Annotated in this window: 19 protein-coding genes; 12 read left to right on the top strand and 7 right to left on the bottom strand. The window is 73.2% G+C overall.

From position 1 onward, the window contains the following. Positions 1 to 1,121, bottom strand: a 1,121-nt coding sequence (locus ACXJKB_RS16875) for a biotin/lipoyl-containing protein (protein WP_457190365.1), incomplete at its 3' end; no start/stop codon positions are given. A gap of 40 nt (positions 1,122 to 1,161) precedes the next feature. Further along, positions 1,162 to 2,538 (bottom strand): dihydrolipoyl dehydrogenase, encoded by a 1,377-nt coding sequence (gene lpdA, locus ACXJKB_RS16870; RefSeq protein WP_457190363.1) that lies wholly within the window; start codon positions 2,536 to 2,538, stop codon positions 1,162 to 1,164. A gap of 144 nt (positions 2,539 to 2,682) precedes the next feature. Here lpdA and ACXJKB_RS16865 point away from each other — a divergent pair, with 144 nt between their 5' ends. Next, positions 2,683 to 3,042 (top strand): hypothetical protein, encoded by a 360-nt coding sequence (locus ACXJKB_RS16865; protein WP_300052602.1) that lies wholly within the window; start codon positions 2,683 to 2,685, stop codon positions 3,040 to 3,042. 28 nt (positions 3,043 to 3,070) lie between these two features. Here the strand turns inward: ACXJKB_RS16865 and ACXJKB_RS16860 are convergent, their stop codons facing one another. Beyond that, complete coding sequence (locus ACXJKB_RS16860; protein WP_457190361.1) at positions 3,071 to 4,597, bottom strand: leucyl aminopeptidase; 1,527 nt, start codon at positions 4,595 to 4,597, stop codon at positions 3,071 to 3,073. 45 nt (positions 4,598 to 4,642) lie between these two features. On the opposite strand from ACXJKB_RS16860, the gene gcvT reads away from it, so the two are divergent. The 8 genes from gcvT to ACXJKB_RS16820 all read left to right on the top strand — a co-directional run bounded on the left by gcvT (position 4,643) and on the right by ACXJKB_RS16820 (position 10,150). Continuing rightward, on the top strand, positions 4,643 to 5,752 hold the full coding sequence (gcvT, locus tag ACXJKB_RS16855) for a glycine cleavage system aminomethyltransferase GcvT (RefSeq protein ID WP_457190359.1): 1,110 nt from the start codon (positions 4,643 to 4,645) through the stop codon (positions 5,750 to 5,752). Position 5,753: 1 nt separating this feature from the next. Then, complete coding sequence (locus ACXJKB_RS16850; RefSeq protein WP_457190358.1) at positions 5,754 to 6,005, top strand: hypothetical protein; 252 nt, start codon at positions 5,754 to 5,756, stop codon at positions 6,003 to 6,005. Positions 6,006 to 6,080: 75 nt separating this feature from the next. Next, the gene (locus ACXJKB_RS16845; protein ID WP_457190356.1) at positions 6,081 to 6,956 is read left to right on the top strand and encodes a hypothetical protein; all 876 of its coding nucleotides are present in this window, start codon (positions 6,081 to 6,083) and stop codon (positions 6,954 to 6,956) included. Positions 6,957 to 6,988: 32 nt separating this feature from the next. Continuing rightward, positions 6,989 to 7,768, top strand: a complete 780-nt coding sequence (locus tag ACXJKB_RS16840; RefSeq protein WP_457190354.1) for a class I SAM-dependent methyltransferase — start codon at positions 6,989 to 6,991, stop codon at positions 7,766 to 7,768. A 30-nt stretch (positions 7,769 to 7,798) separates the two neighbouring features. Beyond that, a complete protein-coding gene (locus ACXJKB_RS16835) occupies positions 7,799 to 8,608 on the top strand; it encodes a thymidylate synthase (protein WP_457190352.1) in 810 nt (269 codons plus the stop codon). Continuing rightward, complete coding sequence (locus ACXJKB_RS16830; RefSeq protein ID WP_457190350.1) at positions 8,605 to 9,108, top strand: dihydrofolate reductase; 504 nt, start codon at positions 8,605 to 8,607, stop codon at positions 9,106 to 9,108. The genes ACXJKB_RS16835 and ACXJKB_RS16830 overlap by 4 nt, the downstream gene beginning before the upstream one ends. After that, positions 9,105 to 9,455: a GntR family transcriptional regulator gene (locus ACXJKB_RS16825; RefSeq protein ID WP_457190348.1), complete on the top strand. Its 351-nt coding sequence runs from the start codon at positions 9,105 to 9,107 to the stop codon at positions 9,453 to 9,455. Before ACXJKB_RS16830 ends, ACXJKB_RS16825 begins: the two co-directional genes overlap by 4 nt. Before the next feature lie 284 nt (positions 9,456 to 9,739). Then, positions 9,740 to 10,150 carry an NUDIX hydrolase gene (locus ACXJKB_RS16820; RefSeq protein WP_457190346.1) on the top strand — a complete coding sequence of 137 codons (411 nt, stop codon included), beginning with the start codon at positions 9,740 to 9,742 and terminating at the stop codon, positions 10,148 to 10,150. Between the two features lie 8 nt (positions 10,151 to 10,158). On the opposite strand, the gene ACXJKB_RS16815 is transcribed toward ACXJKB_RS16820, so the two are convergent. Continuing rightward, positions 10,159 to 10,962 carry a nucleotidyltransferase domain-containing protein gene (locus ACXJKB_RS16815; protein WP_457190344.1) on the bottom strand — a complete coding sequence of 268 codons (804 nt, stop codon included), beginning with the start codon at positions 10,960 to 10,962 and terminating at the stop codon, positions 10,159 to 10,161. After that, a complete protein-coding gene (locus ACXJKB_RS16810) occupies positions 10,959 to 11,291 on the bottom strand; it encodes a TfoX/Sxy family protein (protein WP_457190342.1) in 333 nt (110 codons plus the stop codon). Before ACXJKB_RS16810 ends, ACXJKB_RS16815 begins: the two co-directional genes overlap by 4 nt. An 82-nt stretch (positions 11,292 to 11,373) precedes the next feature. Between ACXJKB_RS16810 and dapA the strand changes: the two genes are divergently transcribed. The 3 genes from dapA to ACXJKB_RS16795 all read left to right on the top strand — a co-directional run bounded on the left by dapA (position 11,374) and on the right by ACXJKB_RS16795 (position 15,837). Continuing rightward, a complete protein-coding gene (dapA, locus tag ACXJKB_RS16805; RefSeq protein WP_457190340.1) occupies positions 11,374 to 12,264 on the top strand; it encodes a 4-hydroxy-tetrahydrodipicolinate synthase in 891 nt (296 codons plus the stop codon). Positions 12,265 to 12,292: 28 nt separating this feature from the next. Then, on the top strand, positions 12,293 to 13,978 hold the full coding sequence (locus tag ACXJKB_RS16800; protein ID WP_457190338.1) for a ribonuclease J: 1,686 nt from the start codon (positions 12,293 to 12,295) through the stop codon (positions 13,976 to 13,978). 77 nt (positions 13,979 to 14,055) lie between these two features. Next, on the top strand, positions 14,056 to 15,837 hold the full coding sequence (locus ACXJKB_RS16795) for an ATP-binding protein (protein WP_457190336.1): 1,782 nt from the start codon (positions 14,056 to 14,058) through the stop codon (positions 15,835 to 15,837). Here ACXJKB_RS16795 and cydD read toward each other — a convergent pair. Both cydD and cydB read right to left on the bottom strand, forming a co-directional pair. Continuing rightward, a complete protein-coding gene (gene cydD, locus ACXJKB_RS16790) occupies positions 15,797 to 19,147 on the bottom strand; it encodes a thiol reductant ABC exporter subunit CydD (RefSeq protein ID WP_457190334.1) in 3,351 nt (1,116 codons plus the stop codon). The genes ACXJKB_RS16795 and cydD overlap by 41 nt on opposite strands. Continuing rightward, complete coding sequence (cydB, locus tag ACXJKB_RS16785) at positions 19,144 to 20,163, bottom strand: cytochrome d ubiquinol oxidase subunit II (protein WP_457190332.1); 1,020 nt, start codon at positions 20,161 to 20,163, stop codon at positions 19,144 to 19,146. Before cydB ends, cydD begins: the two co-directional genes overlap by 4 nt. Between the last annotated feature and the right edge of the window lie 39 nt (positions 20,164 to 20,202).

Genomic DNA, 20,202 nt, shown 5'->3' with positions numbered 1-20,202 from the left:
GCAGCAGCGGGCGGAGCGCCGGCGGCGGCGGGCGCGGCGGCCGGAGCAGCCGGAGCGGCCGGGGCCGCGGCAGCCTGCTGGGCAGCAGCCGCGGCGTCGAGGACGTCCTGCTTGCGGATGCGGCCACCGACGCCGGTGCCCTGCACCGACCCGAGGTCGATGCCGTGCTGGTCGGCCATCTTGCGCACCAGCGGAGTGACGTACGCCGACTGGTCGCGGCCGCCCTCGCTCGGGGCGGACGCGGTACGTGCAGGCGCCTCCTGCTTCGGGGCCTCCTGCTTCGGCTCCTCCTTGGCCTCGGGCTCCGGCTCGGGGGCCGACTCCTCCTGGGGCTCGGGCTCGGGCTCCGCCTCCGGCTCTTCCTTTGCCTGGGGCTCGGGCTCCGGCTCGTCGGACTTCGCGGGCGCGGCGTCGCCGGACCCGATGATCGCGAGCTCGGCGCCGACCTCGACGGTCTCGTCCTCCTCGGCCTTGATCTCCAGCAGGGTGCCGGCGACGGGCGAGGGGATCTCGGTGTCGACCTTGTCGGTGGAGACCTCGAGGAGCGGCTCGTCGACGGCGACCTCGTCGCCGACCTTCTTGAGCCACCGGGTGACGGTGCCCTCGGTCACGGACTCACCCAGCGCGGGCAGCGTGACCGGCGTACCGCCGCCACCGCCGCCGCCACCGGAGGAGGAGCCGCCGGACGAGGCCTGCTCGGCCGCGGGCTCGGACTCGGCCGGGGCGTCGTCCTTCTCCGACTCGGGGGTCTCGTCGCCCTCGGGGAGCTCGCCGGTGTCCTCGGCGACCTGCTCCTCCTGCTCGGCCTTCTTCTCCGACTCGCCCTCGTCCTGGGGCTGCGCCTCGGGCTCGGCGGTCTCGGAGGCGTCGCCCGCGGACTCGCCCTCCTCGCCGATCACGCCGAGGACCGCGCCGACCTCGACGGTGTCGTCCTCGTTGGCCTTGATCTCGAGGAGCGTGCCGGCGACCGGCGACGGGATCTCGGTGTCGACCTTGTCGGTGGAGACCTCCAGCAGCGGCTCGTCGACGGCAACCGTGTCACCGACCTGCTTCAGCCAGCGGGTGACGGTGCCCTCGGTGACGGACTCGCCGAGTGCGGGGAGGGTGACTTCGGAGGCCATGTGTTTCCTTCTCGCGTTGGTTGGGGAGATTCTGGGGTGTTCAGGAGTGCGCGTGGAGCGGCTTGCCGGCCAGCGCGAGGTGCGCCTCGCCGAGGGCCTCGTTCTGGGTGGGGTGGGCGTGCACGAGCGGCGCGACGTCGTCGGCGTGTGCCTCCCAGTTGTAGATGAGCTGGGCCTCGCCGATGAGCTCACCGACCCGATCGCCCACCATGTGGACGCCGAGGACCGGGCCGTCGACCAGGGCGACCAGCTTGACGAACCCCTGGGTCTGGAGGATCTGGCTCTTGCCGTTGCCGCCGAGGTCGTAGGTCACCGTCGTGACCGCGTCGCCGTGGAGCTCGCGCGCCGTCGCCTCGTCGAGCCCGACCGACGCGATCTCCGGGTGGGAGTACGTCACCCGCGGGATGCCGGCGTCGTCGACGGGACGCGGGTCGAGGCCGGCGATGTCCTCGGCCACGAAGATGCCCTGCTGGAAGCCGCGGTGGGCCAGTTGGAGGCCGGGCACGATGTCGCCGACGGCGTAGACGCCCTCGACGTTGGTGCGGCAGCGCTCGTCGGCGAGGACGAAGCCGCGGTCCATCTCGATGCCCTGCTCGGCGTAGCCGAGGCCGTCGGTCGAGGGGCCGCGCCCGACGGCGACGAGGAGCACCTCGGCCTCGATCACGTCGCCGCCCTCGACGGTGACGGCGACGCCGGTGTCGGTGGTCTTGACGCTCTGGAACGGGGTGCCGGTGAGGAAGCTGATCTTGCGCTTGCGGAAGGCACGCTCGAGGGCCTTGGAGGAGGCCTCGTCCTCGGCGGCGACGAGCCGCGGGAGGGCCTCGATGATGGTGACGTCGGAGCCGAAGGACTTCCACACGCTCGCGAACTCGCAGCCGATCACGCCGCCGCCCAGCACGATGGCGGACGCCGGGACGCGGTCGAGGCGGAGCGCGTGCTCGGAGGTGATGACCTTCTCGCCGTCGACCTCGAGGCCGGGCAGCGACTTGCTGTAGGAGCCGGAGGCCAGCACGACGGCCTTGCCGGTGTAGGCCGTGCCGTCGACGGTCACCTCGCGGGGACCGGTCAGCGTGCCGGTGCCCTCGATGACGGTGATGCCGCGCGACTTGATGAGGCCCTTGAGGCCCTTGAACAGCCGGTCGACGACCTTGTCCTTGTAGGCGTTGACGCCGGCCATGTCGATGCCGTCGAGGGTGGCGGTGACGCCGAACTGCGCGGCCTCGCGGGCCGAGTCGGCGACCTCCGCGGCGTGCAGGAGGGCCTTGGTCGGGATGCAGCCGACGTGGAGGCAGGTGCCGCCGAGGTTGCCCTTCTCGACCAGCCCGACGCTCAGGCCCAGCTGGGCCGCTCGCAGGGCACAGGCGTAACCGCCCGATCCAGCCCCGAGGACGAGGACGTCGAACTCACCGTCCGTCACTGATTTCCTCCACACGCTCGACTCGCACCGACCATCTCGGCGCGTCCATCTTTGCACTCTTCACGACGCTGTCCACACCGGGTCGGGTGGGCCGAACCGGCGATCCGCGCGCACGATGGGGAACCTCCCGGCAGAATGTGCGCCATGGGCCTGTTCGACCGATTCCGCCGCCAAGGGCGCTCCAGTGCTCCGGCGCGCGACGCCACCCGCACCGGCTCGACGCGCGTGCGTGCCTCCGACGGCGAGGACGTGCGTCACCTCGAGTCCTTCGTCGCCACCCGCCAGGGGGTCGAGGGGTTCGTCGAGCCCCGCACGGCCGTCAACGACGTGACCCTCCTGCTGGTCGCGCACGACGGCGAGTGGACCCGACGGCGCGTGCCGAGCGTGAAGTGGGCGCACGACTTCGCCAACCGCCACCGCGTGCCGTCGTACGACGCCGCGGTGGTCGGCGTGCCGCAGCGGATGCGCGACTACAACCGGCGCAAGAAGGCCGAAGGCATCTGAGAGGCACCCAGCGCCGCGAGCCCCCGGGTCAGTCCTCGGACCGGCCCGCGGCGACGGAGCGGGCGATCTCGACGAGCGTGGTGACCCCGAAGCCGGTGGCGCCCGCGGGCACGTGGCCGTAGGGGCCGCCGGTGTTGATCTCCTTGCCGGCGATGTCGAGGTGCGCCCACGGCAGCCCGCCGGTGAACTCGCGCAGGAACGCCGACGCGTAGAGGCCGCCGCCCCAGCGCACCCAGTCGTGCTGGAGCAGGTCGGCGACCTTGGAGGACGTGATGCGCTCCTTCATCTCCTCCGGGATCGGCATCGGCCAGTGCTGCTCGCCCGCGGCCCGGCCTGCGGCCAGGACGACCTGCACCTCGTCATCGGTGCCCATGACGGCGCCGACCTTGTCGCCGAGCGCCAGCTGCATGTGGCCGGTGAGGGTGGCGATGTCGACGACCACGTCGGGCTTCTCCTGCACCGCGAGGGAGAGTGCGTCGCCCAGCAGCATCCGGCCCTCGGCGTCGGTGTTGGCGATCTCGACGGTCGACCCGTTGTGCATGGTGATGACGTCACCGGGGCGGGTGGCGGTGCCCGACACCATGTTCTCGGCCATCGGCGCGAACGCGGTCACCTTGACCGGCAGGCCGAGCCTGGCGATGGCGAGGGTGGCCGCGACGACGCTGGCCGCACCGGCCATGTCGCCCTTCATGTTCACCATGCTCGAGGACGGCTTGATGGTGAGGCCGCCGGAGTCGAAGGTGACGCCCTTGCCGACCAGCGCGAGGTGCGCCACGGCGTCCTGCGGCGCCCAGGTCAGCTTGACCAGGCGGGACGGCGCGTCCGAGGAGTCGCCGACGCTGAGGATGCCGCCACACCCCATCTCGGCGAGCTGCTCGTGGTCGAACACCTCGAGCTTCACCTTGGGCGCACCGCGGCCCTTGGTGACCTCCTTGTGCGCGGCCGTGACGAGGTCGGCCAGCAGCGGGGGCGTGCAGTCGCGCGGCGGCGTGTTGACCCAGTCGCGGGCCAGTGCGACGGCATCGGCGAGGACCTCCGCGCGCTCGAGGGCGGCGACGGCGTCGGCCTTTCGCGCGATGGCGGTGAGCACGACGACGTCGTTGGGCTCGGTGGTCTCGGACTTCGTGGACTTGTAGGCGGTGAACGTGTAGCCGCCGAGGCGGTGGCCCTCGACGACCGCGGCGACCAGCTCGGGGGTGTCGCTCGGCAGGGCGAGGGCGACCGAGGCGGCGTTGGGGACGTTGCGGGCCGCGACGCCCGCGGCACGGCGTACGGCGATGGGGTCGGTCGGGTCCTCGCCGAGGCCCACGAACACCAGCAGCGGGGCGTTGACCTCGTCGCGCGTCGGCGTGCGGACCGCCTCACCGGCCTTGCCGGTCACGCCCATCGTGGAGAGGAAGGGGCGCAGCCGGCGGCCGTACGCCGCACTGACGTCCGCGGCGGCGTCGCACAGCCGTGGACCCTTCGGGCCAGCGACCACTCCGACGACGACGGCGTCGGCTCGGGTCTTGGCGGGACTGGCGCTGCGAAGGGTGTAAGAGGTCACCCGCGGCATGTTAGGGGAGACCTGACGCAGATCCTGCTGCGGTAGGTTCGCGCCATGGCCGGATCGCTCAAGCAGTCGCCCCTCCACGACCGTCACGAGGCCCTCGGCGCGAAGTTCGCCGAGTTCGGTGGGTGGTCGATGCCGCTGGAGTACCCGACCGGTGTCGTGAAGGAGCACACGGCCGTCCGCGAGGCCGTCGGCATCTTCGACGTGAGCCACCTCGGCAAGGCGATGGTGTCCGGTCCGGGCGCCGCCGACTTCGTCAACGCGACGCTGTCCAACGACCTCGCGAAGATCGAGCCCGGCAAGGCGCAGTACACCCTCTGCCTCGACGAGTCCGGCGGCATCGTCGACGACCTCATCGCCTACTGGCACGACCTCGAGCACGTGCTGCTGATCCCCAACGCGGCCAACACGGCCGAGGTCGTCGCCCGCCTCGCCGCCGCAGCGCCCGACGAGGTGAAGGTCAGGAGCCACCACGACGACTACGCCGTGCTGGCGGTCCAGGGCACCCGCTCCGACGAGGTGCTCGACAAGGTCGGCCTGCCCACCGGCCACGACTACATGACCTTCGTCGAGGCCGAGCTGGGCGACACGGGTGTCGGCGTCGTCGTGTGCCGCACCGGTTACACCGGCGAGCGCGGCTACGAGCTCGTCGTCGCCAACTCCGTGGCCGGCCGGCTCTGGGACGACCTGATGGCCGCCGGCGAGGAGTGGGGCATCACCGCGTGCGGCCTCGGCTCCCGCGACACGCTGCGCACCGAGATGGGCTACCCCCTCCACGGCCAGGACATCAGCCTCGACACCAACCCCGTCGAGGCGGGGCTGTCGTGGGCGGTCGGGTGGAAGAAGAACGCCTTCTGGGGCCGCGACGCGGTCGTGAAGGTCAAGGAGGACGGGCCCAAGCGTCGCCTGCGCGGGCTCGTCGCCGTCGGCCGCGGCATCCCGCGACCCGGCATGGGCGTCACCCTGACCCACGACGTTCCGCTGGCCGACATCACCTCCGGCACCTTCTCCCCGACCCTGAAGAAGGGCATCGGGCTCGCGCTGATCCCGACGATGGTCGCCGAGGACGCGCAGGTCGGCGTGGACATCCGCGGCCGGCGCGAGATCTTCCAGCTGGTCAAGCCGCCCTTCGTCGACCCGTCGGTCAAGGAGTCCTGACGTGCTGCCCGGCCAGCCGCCGACGTTCCGCCAGCCCTCGGCCGCCGAGCGGCCGTGGTGGTGGCGCCTCGAGGACGCGTCCGGCGAGGCCGTCGAGGTCGGCGGCCACTCCGACCAGCGCTTCGCCAACCAGGGCGACGCCGAGTCGTGGGTCGGCGAGATCTGGGCCGACCTGGCCGAGCACGGCGTCGCCGCGGTGACGCTGTTCGAGCACGACCGCCAGGTCTACGGACCGATGTCGCTGAGCGCCTGACCCCATCCGCGCCGGCCACCGGATCCGAACGGTCCACGACGCCCGCCCGGGCGAGGCGGGACGGTGGGAGGTGGCATGACGGAGCGGACCGACTTCGCGACGTACGTCGACGCGCGCTGGCCCGACCTCRTCGGCGGCCTCGAGGACGAGGGCGTGCCGGGCGACCGCGCGCGGCTCGCGGTCGCCGAGGCCCTGCTCGCCGCCCGTCGGTCGTGGCAGCGCCGGGTGCGCGACGAGCAGGTCGACGTCACGCTCTGGGCGGAGGTGCGCGAGCGGGCGGGGCTGCCCGCGCGGCCGGGCGATCCAGCGCCCCACGCCGTACGTCCTCGCGACCCGCGTGACGGGCCGGAGGAGTGGCTCGAGCGCGCGGGGGAGGTGCGCGCCGCGCGTCGACGGCGGGGCGCACGTCGTGCCGTCGCGGGTCTCGCCGTCGCGGCCCTGCTCGCCGCAGCGTGGGCGTGGTGGGCGGCGCAGCCGGAGCCACCGGCCGTGCGCGCGGAGGCCAACCGGCTCCCGGTCGCGTGGTACGCCGAGGGCCAGCTGCACCTCGAGGACGTGGTGGTCGAGCTCCCGGAGGTCGAGGTGTTCGTCGCCGACTTCGCCGACGGTGCGTCGCGTGCCGCCGTGGTCGCCCGGCTGCGCTCGGGCGAGGTGGTGCGCGTGGACTCGGAGGGCGAGGTCGAGCCGGTCGACGACTCGCCCGCCGCCCTCGACACGGTCCCCGTGGCGCCGCCCGTCCGCAGCCTCGGCCTGTACGACGTGTGGGTGGAGAGCGTGCCCCTGGGCGGTGGCGGATGGGCCCACCTCGTCGACTCCGCACGCCAGGCCGGTGCAGAGGACACCCTGCGGCAGTCGGAGACCGGGCGTCGCGCGGTCGTGGCATGCCCGACCGAATGGACGTGCCAGGCGCCGGTGACGGTCCCCGCCGGCGGCACGGTCCGGTTGCGCTGAGGTGCCGGTGCCCGCCGCTAGGGTCGCGCCTCGTGGCCGAAGCACTCTGGACAGGCGTGGCGCACGCCTACGCACGCAGCTTCGCCGGCCTGTGCGCCGGCGCGATCCCGACCCTGGTGGCCGGCCTGCCGCGCGACGGGCGGTTGCTCGACGTCGGGTGCGGCACCGGCGCGCTCGTCCAGGCAGCCCGTGAGGCGGGGCACGACGCCGTCGGAGTCGAGCCCGACGCGGAGATGGCCGCGCTGGCCTCGGCAGTCCTCGGCGCTGACGTGGTCGTGGGCGGCCTGCCCGACCTGCCCCTGGCCGACGACGGCTTCGACGCGGTGACGGCGTCCTTCGTGCTCAACCACGTCGACGACCCCCGCGCCGGAGCGCGTGAGCTGGCGCGGGTGGCCGCGCCCGGCGGCACCGTGCGCGCGACGATCTGGGGCGCGACCCCACCGCCGCAGGCGGTGATGTGGAGCGGGCTCCTCGACGCAGCCGGCGCCACCCGCTCCCCGTCGCCCCGGCTGCCGGCCGACCGCGACTTCGAGCGCTCGCCCCACGGGCTCGCCGGCATCCTCGGCGAGGCCGGGCTCGCGGTCACCCACGCCGGCACGCACGCCTGGCGGTGGCGCGTCGCCGCCGACGACCTGTGGGAGGGGCTCACCTCGGTCGGCAACTTCGGCGTCCTGTGGCGCGAGCAGACCGACGAGGTGCAGGCCCGCCTGCGAGCGGCGTATGACGCCCTGGACGCGCCGTGGCGCGACGGTACCGACCTGGTCTTCGACGTCGAGTGCGTCGTGGCCGAGGCGCGCGTGCCGCGATCGTAGGAGGGCCGTAGGAGGCCGTAGAGTCGTCCCGTGCGCGCCTACCTCGACCTGCTCCAGCGGATCCTCGACGAGGGAGTGGAGAAGACCGATCGCACCGGGACCGGCACGCTGAGCGTCTTCGGCCACCAGATGCGCTTCGACCTGTCCGAGGGGTTCCCCCTCGTGACCACCAAGAAGGTGCACACACGCTCGGTCTTCGGTGAGCTGCTGTGGTTCCTGCGCGGTGACACCAACGTCAAGTGGCTGCAGGACCGCGGCATCACCATCTGGGACGAGTGGGCCGACGACAACGGCGACCTCGGTCCCGTGTACGGCTACCAGTGGCGGTCCTGGCCGACCCCCGACGGCCGGCACGTCGACCAGGTCTCGCGGCTCGTCGAGGGCATCCGCACCAACCCCGACTCGCGCCGCCACATCGTCTCGGCGTGGAACGTCGCCGACGTCGACGACATGGCCCTGCCGCCCTGCCACACGATGTTCCAGTTCTACGTCGAGCCCACCCCGAACGGACCGGGCCGGCTCTCCTGCCAGCTCTACCAGCGCTCGGCCGACACCTTCCTCGGCGTTCCGTTCAACATCGCGTCCTACGCGCTGCTGACGCACATGGTCGCCCAGGTGACCGGCCTCGAGGTGGGCGACTTCGTGCACACGATGGGTGACGCTCACCTCTACCTCAACCACGTCGAGCAGGCGAAGCTCCAGCTCTCGCGCGAGCCGCGCCCGCTGCCGCGCCTCGTCCTCGACCCCACCGTCACCGAGATCGACGGCTTCGACCTCGAGCACATCGCCGTCGAGGGCTACGACCCCCACCCGGGCATCAAGGCGCCCATCGCCGTATGACCGGCTCGCTCCGGCCCGACCAGAGGGTCGTGCTGGTGGCGGCCCACGCCCGCAACCGGGTGATCGGCAACGGTCCCGACATCCCGTGGCGCCTCCCCGGCGAGCAGGCGCAGTTCAAGGAGCTCACGTGGGGGCACACCCTCCTCATGGGCCGCACGACCTTCGAGTCCATCGGCCGGCCGCTGCCCGGTCGGACGACGATCGTGCTGACCCGCCACCTCGGCTGGAGCCACGAGGGCGTGCTGGTCGCCCACACGGTCGAGGAGGCGCTGGCCCTGGCCGGCGGCCAGTCCGGTGACCTGATGGTCGCGGGTGGCGGTGAGGTCTACGACGCCCTGCTGCCGCACGCCACCCACCAGGTGCTGACCGAGGTCGACCTCGAGCCCGAGGGGGACGTGCACTACCCGCAGTTCCCCACCGGGGAGTGGGTGGAGACGCGTCGCGAGACCTTCGACGGCTACGAGCGCGTGTGGCTGGAGCGGATGGACCCGGCCGCGTGAACCTCGCCGTCGACCCGTCCTCCGGTGTGCCTCCCTTCGAGCAGGTGCGCGACGGCCTCCGGGCGCAGGTCGACGCGGGCACCCTCGAGGCGGGCTTCCGGCTGCCGCCCGTGCGTGCCCTCGCCGACGAGCTCGACCTCGCGCCCGGCACCGTGGCCCGCGCCTACAAGGAGCTCGAGGCGCTCGGTGTCGTCGAGACCCGCGGCCGCGCCGGGACGTTCGTCGCCGGGTCGGGCGTCCAGCGGTCGCTGCGCGAGGCCGCGTCGTCGTACGTCGCCACCGCGCGCTCGCTCGGCCTGACGGACGACGAGGCCCTCGACTCCGTACGCCGCGCGCTGGGCTCGTAGCCCGTCCGCGGCGGCGCGATCCCCGGATATCCGGGGAACCTCCCGGGGCGGTGGGGGCGTCACGCGCGACCCCAGGAGCGTCGGGAATGAACCCCGCCCGGTCGTCGTTGGACCGGACAGCTGGCTCCGCATCAAGCCCCCGGGCCTCACCACTTGCCGCTACGAGCGGCCCTTCGCCGAGAGGCGGCTGACGGACCAGCGAGCAGCATCACTCAGCCACCCGCCGGGTAAGCCCCGGTCAGGGTGGCTGCGTGCTGTCCGGGCGCACCTGCGATCCTCGGCCCATGGAGGTCGACCGGGACAGGCACATCGTCGTCGCGGCCGTCGCGCTCGTGCGCGACGGGCACGTGCTGACGGTCCGCAAGCGGGGGACCGAGCGGTTCATGCTGGTCGGCGGCAAGCTCGAGCCCGGCGAGTCGGCCCGGGAGGCCGCGCTGCGGGAGACCTACGAAGAGGTCGGCCTGGAGATCGAGTCGGCCACCCTGCTCGGCGAGTTCCTCTCCGAGGCGGCCAACGAGCCCGGACACTCGCTGCACTCGACGGTGTTCTGGGTGGAGTCCGACGCCGACCCGGTGGCGTCCGCCGAGATCGCGGAGGTGCGTTGGACCCCGCTGCACGACCACCCCGACGACCTCGCGCCGATGCTCGAGCACCACGTGCTGCCCGTCATCCGGGCGACCGCCGACAAGGCCTGAGCGGGCCCTCAGCCGGCGCGCACCTCGAACAGCCGCAGCTCCTCGCCCCAGCCCTCGACCATGTCGGTCGTGAGGGTGTGGCCGCGGGCGGCGTCGTAGGACGAACAGGCCGGGCGAACCCGGGCGAAGGTCTCGCGGATCGCGTCCACGTCGCCCTCCAGCGTGCGCTCGACCAGCCCGAGCAGGTCGTCGGCCGGCCACCCGGTGAGCGGGTGGGTGCGGAGCTCCCAGGGGAGGTACTTGTTGTAGGGGCGCACCCGGCCGGCCATCGCGAAGACGACGTCGAGCAGCCACGGCACCGACTCGGCCGCGTCGAGGCGCGTCTCGAGCGGGCGGCCGTCGCGGTCGTCCTTGAGGGCGCGGTAGGCGAAGTTGAGCCAGCCGTCGAGCCGGTCGTGGTCGATCAGCACGCCGTCGGCCTCCTCCAGTGACAGCGTCGCCTGGCGGCGTACGGCATCGACCAACGCACCGTCCGTGCGGTCGAGGAGCACGGGCGCCCAGGCGTAGGACCAGCGCTGCCACCAGTCCTCGGTGCCGAACATCGGGACGTCCTGCAGCTCGGACCAGGAGTCCACCGCCTCGTCGACCTCGCGGGACTTGGCGGTCGAGCGTCCGGCGGCGGCCTCGTCGGTCAGCACGACGATCACGTCGAGGTCGGAGCGCTCGGTGGCGAGGTCACGGGCCGCCGACCCGCTCAGCACGAGCCCGAGCAGGTCGTCGCCGTGCGCCGCCTCGTTGCGCTCGGCGAGGGACACGATGGTGGCCCGCTGGGCCGGGGTGAGCCACCCAGGGAGGACGAGGTCGGCGCTCACTTGGGCGGCAGCGTCCGGACGAAGGCGACGCCACGGTCGACCCACAGCTGGAGCTGGTCGTCGTCGGCCAGCCCCTCGGAGGCAACCAGCAGCCACCCGGCCATCGGCCGGCCACGCATCTCCATCGGCGTCACCGACGAGCCGTCGACCCACTCCTCGCCGTCGGCCGGGTCGGCCCGCACCATGAGGGAGCCCTGGCTCCCGGCCGCGACCGCCATGTGCCCGTCGACCATGAAGCCGAGCCCGCCGAACATCTTCTTCGACGTCACGCCGGGCTCCCCGTCGAGCAGGTCGTGGATGCGCTGCGCCAGCTCCTCGTCGTACGCCATGTCGCGAGCGTAGGGCAGACCTCCGACAGGCACCCGGCTCGGCGCTGGAGGTCATCCCGGACCGGGGCGATAACCTTCGACCATGAGCTCCTCCGTCCCGTTCGGCCGCCTCCTCACCGCGATGGCCACCGCGTTCCACGAGGACGGCAGTGTCGACCTCGAGGGCACCGCGCGGATCGCGACGCACCTCGTCGACCACGGCAACGACGGGGTCGTCGTCAGCGGGACGACGGGGGAGAGCCCCACCACCTCGGTGGCCGAGGACGGCGAGATCCTCCGAGCCGTCCAGGACGCGGTCGGCGACCGCGCCAGCGTCATCGCGGGCGTCGGCACCAACGCCACCGCCCACTCGGTCGAGCTGGCCCGCCAGGCGGAGAAGATCGGCGTCGACGGGGTGCTGCTCGTCAGCCCCTACTACAACAAGCCCGGCCAGGTCGGCCTGCAGCACCACTTCACCTCCGTGGCCGAGGCGACCGACCTCCCGGTCATGCTCTACGACGTGCCGGGCCGCACGGCGAGCCTCATCGAGCTCGAGACCTACGAGGCGATGCGCCGCTACGACCACGTCACCTCGGTCAAGGAGGCCTCCGGCCTGCTGCCGCGCACGGCCCAGCTGGTGGAGATGGGCTACTCCGTCTACTCCGGCGACGACGTCGCCACCCTGGGCTACCTCGCCTACGGCGGCGTGGGCCTGGTCTCGGTCGTCGCGCACGCCGCGGGCGACCAGCTGGCGTCGATGATCGACGCCTGGGTCAGCGGCGACCACGCCGAGGCCCTCCGCATCCACACGTCGCTCCTCCCGGCCTTCGACGCCGTGATGGGCGTCCCCAACTACGGCGCCACCACCGCCAAGGCAGCCCTCGAGCTGCTCGGCGTGCTCGACAACCGCCGCGTCCGCGGCCCGCTCGTCGCGCTCGACGACCACGAGGTCGTGGCGCTCCGCACGGGCCTGGCTGCCGCCGGCCTCATCTGAACCACTGACAACGAACCCGAGGAATACCTTGAGCCATCCCCACCCCGACCTGAGCGCGCCCGCCCCCCTCCCGGCAGGAGGCCTCCGGGTCATCCCGCTCGGTGGGCTGGGCGAGGTGGGCCGCAACATGACCGCCTTCGAGTACGACGGTCGACTGCTGCTCGTCGACTGCGGCGTGCTGTTCCCCGAGGACCACCACCCCGGCGTGGACCTGATCCTCCCCGACTTCGAGCCCATCAGGGACCGCCTCGACGCCGTCGAGGCGCTGGTGCTGACCCACGGCCACGAGGACCACATCGGCGCCACGCCGTACCTCCTGCGCGAGCGCGGCGACATCCCGCTCGTCGGCTCCAAGCTGACCCTGGCCCTGCTCGGCTCGAAGCTGCGCGAGCACCGCCTCAAGGAGACGGCGCAGTACGAGGTCGCCGAGGGCCAGACGATCACCTTCGGCCCGTTCGTGCTGGAGTTCGTCGCGGTCAACCACTCGATCCCCGACGCGCTCGCGGTCGTCATCCGCACCGGTGCCGGCGTCGTGCTCCACACCGGCGACTTCAAGATGGACCAGCTCCCGCTCGACGGTCGGATCACCGACCTCAACGAGTTCGCGCGCCTCGGCGACGAGGGCGTCGACCTGTTCCTCACCGACTCCACCAACGCCGAGGTGCCGGGGTTCACCACCTCCGAGAAGGACATCGCGCCGGTGCTCGACCGCGTCTTCGCCAAGAGCGAGAAGCGCATCATCGTGGCCTGCTTCGCGTCGCACGTGCACCGCGTGCAGCAGGTGCTGGACGCGGCCGTGGCGCACGGCCGCAAGGTCGGCTACGTCGGCCGCTCGATGGTGCGCAACATGGCCATCGCGCAGGAGCTCGGCTACCTGACCGTCCCGCCCGGCGTGATGGTCGAGGCCAAGGAGCTCGCCGACCTCCCGCCCCACAAGCAGGTCCTCATCTCGACAGGCTCGCAGGGCGAGCCGCTGGCGGCGCTGAGCCGGATGTCCCAGAGCAACCACCACTTCGTGCACCTCGAGCCGGGCGACACGGTGGTCCTCGCCAGCTCGCTCATCCCGGGCAACGAGAACGCGGTCTACCGCGTGATCAATGGCCTGTCCCGACTGGGCGCCAACGTCGTGCACAAGGGCAACTCGCTCGTGCACGTCTCCGGCCACGCCAGCGCCGGCGAGCTGCTCTACTGCTACAACATCGTCAAGCCGCGCAACGTGATGCCGGTCCACGGCGAGGTCCGCCACATGCGCGCCAACGCCGACCTCGCCCGGGCGACCGGTGTGGAGAACGTCGTGCTGGCCGAGGACGGCGTGGTCGTCGACCTGGTCGACGGTGTCGCCAAGATCTCCGGCAAGGTCGAGGTCGGCTACGTCTTCGTCGACGGCACGACCATCGGTGACGTCTCCGAGGCCTCGATGAAGGACCGCCGGATCCTCGGCGAGGAGGGCTTCCTGTCGGTCATCGTCGTCGTCGACTCCGTGACCGGCAAGGTGGTCTCCGGCCCGGAGATCCACGCCCGCGGGTTCGCCGAGGACGAGACCACGTTCGACGAGATCCGGCAGCCGATCATCGACGCGATCGCCGCGGCGGTGCAGGAGGGCGTCACCGACTCCCACCAGCTCCAGCAGACCATCCGCCGCGTGGTCGGTCGCTGGGTCAACCGCGCGCACCGCCGGCGTCCGATGATCATTCCTGTGGTGATCGAGGCCTGACGGCCCTAGCATCGACGCGGGAGCGTACGGCGGTACCAGCAGCTGCGGGCCGTCGGACCTGGGTGGGGAGGTGGGGCATGCCGCGCAGCCAGGGTGCGTTGAGCCGGTTGGCGGAGCTGATGCGGCGCGTCAACTCCTCCACCGACACCGAGGTGATCCTCGAGGAGATCGCCCACGGGGTCGTCGACGTGCTGGGCTACGGCGTCGCCGCCATCGCCCGGCTCGAGGGCGACGTGCTGGTGATGACCAACGTCGCCGGCCCGTCCGAGGTGGTCGCGCAGATCCTCTACCGCCGCACCCCGGCCGAGCAGATCCTCGACGAGTTCCGCGAGGCCGACAAGTGGGGCATCCTCCGCTTCGTCCCGGCCGGGCGGATGTCGGCGGCGCGGCTGCAGGCGGCGTGGGTCCCCGAGTTCCAGCCGACCGGTGACCCGGACGCGTGGCACCCAGAGCACGCCCTCTACGCACCGCTCTACTCGGCGGGCGGCGAGCTGCTCGGCAACATGGCGGTCGACCTCCCGGCCGACGGCCGGGTGCCCGACGAGGCCGACCGCGAGCTCCTCGAGATGTTCGCCGTGCAGGCGGGCGTCGCACTGTCCAACGCACGCGAGCGCGAGCGCCTCACCGACCGGGTGCGCCTGGACCGGATGCTGACCACGGTGGCCGGCGCCTCGACCGCCCAGAACCTGTCCCAGGCGCTCGGCGCAGCCGTGGTGGCCGTCGCCGAGTCCCTCGGCACGGTGCAGACCGTGGTCCGCACCTTCCCCTCCGACGCGCAGGGCAGCCAGCTCGGCGTCGGGACGCCGTACGCCTTCACCTCCGAGCACGACGTGCCCGAGATCCGCGAGGACCTCACCCGCCTCGAGGACCTCCCCGTGCTCATCGAGCTCGGCGTCGACGACCCGTCGTCACCTCAGCTGCCCCGCAGCGCGGCCCGGATGCAAGAGCTGATGCGGGGCATGCGCGTCGACCGTGCGCTCGTGTCGCCGCTCGTGTCGCAGGACGACCTGGTCGGCTACCTCGTGCTCGGCTTCGCCCGCCACGCCCGCGCCGTGACCGCCAACGAGGCCGACGCCGTGCTCGAGGTGGGCCGCCTCCTCGCCCAGACCGTCCGCGCCTCCCGCGTCCTGGAGACCGAGCAGCGCCTCGTCCAGGAGCTGCGCGAGCTCGCCCGCTACCGCAGCGAGCTGATCGCGACGATCTCCCACGAGCTCAAGACGCCGCTCACCGCGATCCTCGGCCACGCCGAGCTCCTCGCCGACCGGCACCCCGAGCTCTCCTCGATCGACGCGATCATCCGCAACGCCGGCCGGCTCAACAACCTCGTCGCCAACCTGCTCCACTACTCGCGGATCCAGGGCAGGCGCGAGACGGTGCGCCGGGCCGTCGACATCGCCGAGCTGTGCGAGGCCAGCGTCGACCTGCTCAGCATCCGCGCCAAGCAGGCCGGCGTCGGGCTCCACTTCGACCGACCGGGGACGACACCGGTGGTGGTCTTCGGCGACCCCGAGGAGCTGGCCAGGGTGATCGACAACATGGTCGACAACGCCGTGAAGTACACGCCCGAGGACGGGTCGGTGTCAGTCGCGATGACGGTCGGCGACGACCAGGTGAGCGTCGACGTCACCGACACCGGCCTGGGCATCTCGATGGCCGACCAGCAGCACGTGTTCTCCGCGTTCCACCGCTCCACCAACCCCAACGCGCTCTCCGTGCCGGGCACCGGGCTCGGGCTCCCGATCGCGCAGCGGATCGCGGAGTCGCACGGCGGGACCCTGTCGGTCTCCTCCGAGCTGGGTCAGGGGAGCACGTTCACCTTCACGCTCCCGTTGCGCTCGCCGCGAGAGCAGGCCGACTGACCGAGGCGTCCGTCCCCGCCTCGAGGTGCACCACCCGGTCCATCGCGTCCAGCCCGACCGTGCCGTGGGTGATCCACAGGATCGACCGTCCGACCCGGGCCGCCGAGTCGAGCATCTCCTCGGCGACGGCCCGCGCGGTGGGCCCGTCGAGGTGGGCGGTCGGCTCGTCGAGCACGAGGACTGGCGGGTCCGCCAGCAGCGAGCGTGCCAGCGCCAGGCGCGCGCGCTCGCCTCCGGACACCTCGCGTCGGCCCGCACCGACGTGGGTGTGGATGCCGGCGGGCAGGCCGTCCACCCACGGGCCGAGGCACGCCCGGTCCAGCGCCGCGCGGACCTCGTCGTCGTCGGCGTCCGGTCGGGCGAGCCGGACGTTCTCGGCGACCGTCGAGGCGAAGACGTGGGGGTCGTCGTCGACCAGCCCGACCCGGCGGCGTACGTCGTCGAGGGCCAGCCGCCGCAGGTCGGTCCCCTCGAGCAGCACCTCACCTCTGACCGGGTCGATGAAGCGGACGAGGGTGGCGGCGAGGGTGGACTTCCCGCACCCGGAAGGCCCGGTGATCCCGAGGTGCTCACCCGGACGGAGGACGAGGTGGTCGAGCGCCAGTGCCGGACGGTCGGTCCACCCCAGCTCGGCACCGTGCACCACGACGCCGTGGCCGTCGGGCAGGGGCAGGGGAGCGGCGGGGTCGCTGACCGCTGGCGCGGTGACGGCGAGCCGGTCGAGGCGCTCGCGGGCCGCAGGTGCACGCACCGAGAGCGCGCCTGCGTCGGCCAGCCCGCCGACGGCATCTGCCAGGGCGAGGGGCACGAGCAGCAGCAGGGCCAGGCGGGCGGGGGAGGTGGCCGCCGGGTCGACGAGGGCGGCCACGGCGACCACGCCCAGCCCGGCTGCCGCGCTGGTGAGGGCCGTGCCGGTCGCGACGGCGCGGGAGGAGCGTCGTACGGCCCGGGCGACCCCCGCCGCCTCCTGGCGGACGGCGTCGAGGGCCCGGTCCGTCGCGCCCCACTGCTCGAGCTCGCGCAGTCCGTGCGCGAGCTCCTCGACCCGGGTCCCGAGCAGTGCGCGGTGCGAGACCACGAGCGGCTCCGCGGCGGCGGTTCCGCGGCGGGCGAGCACGAACGCGAGCGCCCCCGATCCGGCGACCAGCAGCACGACCGCGCCCGCCGCCGGGGCGACGAGGGCGGTGAGCACGGCGGCGCCGACGCCGACCAGCGCCGCGGTGACGAGCGGCTGGCGCACCCGCAGCCGGTCGTCGAGCAGGGCGTCGACGTCGTCGACGACACCGGTGAGCAGGTCACCGCGGCGCGGGCCGAGGCGACCGGGGACCAGCGGGACGAGGTCGGCGAAGACCCTGGCTCGGCGCTCGGCCAGCTCGCGGAGGACGACGTCGTGGCTGAGCACGCGCTCGGCGTGACGGAGCACCGGGCGGGCGAGCCCGAAGAGGCGGACCCCGACGATCGCCACCATCAGGTAGAGCACTGGCGGCTGCTCGCTGGCGCGGGTGATGAGCCAGCCCGCGGTCGCAGTGAGCGCGACGCCGGACGCGGTGGACAGGGCACCGAGCAGCGTGGCCGTCCGGATGCCCCACCGCGGCTGACGCTCGTCGTCCTCGTCCGGGACCACCGCAGGGGCCGCCGGACGGCGAGGGCGTACGACGTCCGCAGCGGCCGGTCGGGTGTCGCGGGCGGCCACCGTGGCGGTCGCCGGCACCAGCTCGACCACCCGGTCGGCGGCCGCGAGCACGGCCGGCCGGTGGGCCACCACGACCACCAGGCTGCGCTGCGCGAGGAGGGCGAGGGTCTCGAGGAGGACCTGCTCGGTCTCCTCGTCGAGGTGGGCGCTCGGCTCGTCGAGGAGCACGACCGGGCGTCCGGCGAGCACGACGCGGGCGAGCGCGACGCGGGCCCGCTGGCCGGCGGACAGGCCGGCACCGTCCTCACCGAGCGGCGTCTCCAGGCCGTGGGGGAGGGCGCGTACGACGTCGGCGAGGCCGACGCTGCGCAGGGCCTCCCAGACCTCGTCGTCGCCGGCCGAGGGGCGGCCGATCCGCACGTTGGCGCCGACGGTGTCGGCCAGCAGCCACGGTCGCTGCGGTGCCCACCCGACCAGGCTGCGCCACCAGCCCGGGTCGAGGTCCGCGAGAGGGGTGCCGCCGAGCCGGACGTCGCCGGCCACGGGCGCCAGCTCGCCGCGGATCGTCGCCAGGAGCGTCGACTTGCCGCAGCCGGACGGCCCGGCGATGGCGACCAGGCCCCGTTCGGGCAGCTCGAGGTCGAGCGGACGGGTCAGGGCAGCGCCGGGGGAGTAGCCGATCTCGAGGTCGCGCAGCACGAGCCCGGTCGCGGTGGGCAGCGCCGTGCCGGTCTCGACCAGGCCGGCCCGCGCCAGGAGGCCGTCGGCGTCGGCGAGGGCGGCGGTGCCCTCGGCTGCCGCGTGGAACTCCGCGCCCACGCGGCGCAGCGGCCAGTAGGCCTCGGGGGCGAGCAGCAGGACGGTGAGGGCGACCTGGAAACCGACGCTCCCCGACGCGAGCCGCAGGCCCACCGTCACCGCCACCAGCGCGACGGACAGGGTGGCGATCAGCTCCAGCACCGACGAGGAGGCGAAGGCGACCTTGAGGGTGTCGACGGTCGCGCGGCGGTAGCGGTGCGTGACGGACCGGATCGTGGCGACCTGCGCCTCGGCGCGGCGGTGGGCGACGAGGGTCGGCAGCCCGCGCACCACGTCGAGGAAGTGCCCCGAGAGCGCCTCGAGCGCGCGCCACTGCGTGCGGGCGCGGTCGCGGGTCGTGAGCCCGACCAGCACGGCGAAGACCGGGACCAGCGGCAGCGTCAGCGCGACCACCAGGCCCGAGAGCGGGTCGAGCCAGGTGATCGCGGCGAGCGCGACGAGGGGGAGGACGACGGCCGGCACGAGCGCGGGGAGGTAGCGCGTGACGTAGGGCTCGACGCCGGCGACGCCGCGGGTGGCCAGCACGACGAGGCGGGCGGGCGACAGGTCGTCGCTGCGGCGTGCGGCGTCCAGGAGCCGTTGCCGCAGCGCCCCGGAGACCTCGCCCGCCGCACGGGCCGCCGCCCGCTGGCCGACGTACGCCGCACCGGTCCGCAGCAGCACCAGACCGGTGAACGCCCACGCGGCACCCGTCCAGCCGCCGGCCGGCGGGGTGACGGCTGCGACCACGAGCGCACCCAGCGCGAAGGCCTGCGCCACCGTGGCCAGCCCCCCGACGACCCCGCTCGCGACGACCAGCGCCAGGGCGCCGCGGGCCGGACGGAGGTGGCGGAGGACCGCCGGGCCGACCGGCTTCACTTCGCGGCGTCCGCGAGGACCGGCGTGGGGATGTGGTGCACGGCGATCCGCTTGCGGAACACCCAGTAGGTCCACGCCTGGTAGCCGAGGACGATCGGGGTGAAGACGACCGCGACCCACGTCATCACCTTCAGCGTGTACGCCGTCGCCGCCGCGTTGGTGGTGGTGAGCGAGAAGGCGGGATCGGTCGTCGACGGCATCACGTCGGGGAACAGCGCCACGAACAGGCCGGCGACGGCGAGGCCGATCGTGAGGAAGGTGCCGACGAACGCCCAGCCCTCCCGGCCGCGCACCGCCGCGAGCAGGCCGCCGACGAGCGACAGCGCGGCGACCACGAAGACGACCGCCGAGACGCCGGTGCCCGTCTTCAGCTGCGTCCACGTCAGGAAGACCACGGCCAGCACGGCGGYGACCGCGCCGATCCGTACCGCCAGGTCGCGGGCGCGGTGGCGGATGTCGCCGTCGGTCTTGAGCGCGACGAACATCGCGCCGTGCGTGGCGAAGAGCGTCAGCGTGACGAGCCCGCCCAGCAGGCCGAAGGGGTTGAGCAGGGTGAGGAGCGTGCCGGTGAACTCCTTGTCGGCGTCGATCGGCACGCCCGCGACGATGTTGGCGAAGGCGACGCCCCACAGCACGGCCGGCACGAGCGACCCCCAGATGATGGCGAGGTCCCAGCGGCCCTTCCAGCTGTCGGCCTCACGCTTGTGGCGGTACTCGAAGGAGAGCCCGCGCACGATGAGTGCGACCAGGATGATCAGCAGCGGCAGGTAGAACCCGCTGAAGAGGGTGGCGTACCACTCGGGGAAGGCGGCGAAGGTCGCGCCGCCCGCCACGAGCACCCAGACCTCGTTGCCGTCCCACACCGGCCCGATGGTGTTGATCATGACGCGTCGCTCGGTCTCGTTGCGGGACAGCACGGGCAGCAGCATCCCCACTCCGAAGTCGAAGCCCTCGAGGCAGAAGTACCCGACCCACAGGACGGCGATCAGGGCGAACCAGACGGTGGTCAGTTCCATGGTGTCTCTCTGGTGTCTCTCTCGTGGTCCGGCGGGCGG

The sequence above is a fragment of the Nocardioides sp. P5_E3 genome (assembly GCF_054049275.1).
This window is presented reverse-complemented; position numbering and strand designations above follow the sequence as displayed.

Coding starts and splice junctions, on each gene's coding strand:
- ACXJKB_RS16865 (WP_300052602.1), top strand. CDS start 2,683: ATGGGCCTGTTCGACCGATTCCGCCGCCAAGGGCGCTCCAGTGCTCCG.
- ACXJKB_RS16860 (WP_457190361.1), bottom strand. CDS start 4,597: ATGCCGCGGGTGACCTCTTACACCCTTCGCAGCGCCAGTCCCGCCAAG.
- gcvT (WP_457190359.1), top strand. CDS start 4,643: ATGGCCGGATCGCTCAAGCAGTCGCCCCTCCACGACCGTCACGAGGCC.
- ACXJKB_RS16830 (WP_457190350.1), top strand. CDS start 8,605: ATGACCGGCTCGCTCCGGCCCGACCAGAGGGTCGTGCTGGTGGCGGCC.
- ACXJKB_RS16820 (WP_457190346.1), top strand. CDS start 9,740: ATGGAGGTCGACCGGGACAGGCACATCGTCGTCGCGGCCGTCGCGCTC.
- ACXJKB_RS16810 (WP_457190342.1), bottom strand. CDS start 11,291: ATGGCGTACGACGAGGAGCTGGCGCAGCGCATCCACGACCTGCTCGAC.
- dapA (WP_457190340.1), top strand. CDS start 11,374: ATGAGCTCCTCCGTCCCGTTCGGCCGCCTCCTCACCGCGATGGCCACC.
- ACXJKB_RS16795 (WP_457190336.1), top strand. CDS start 14,056: ATGCCGCGCAGCCAGGGTGCGTTGAGCCGGTTGGCGGAGCTGATGCGG.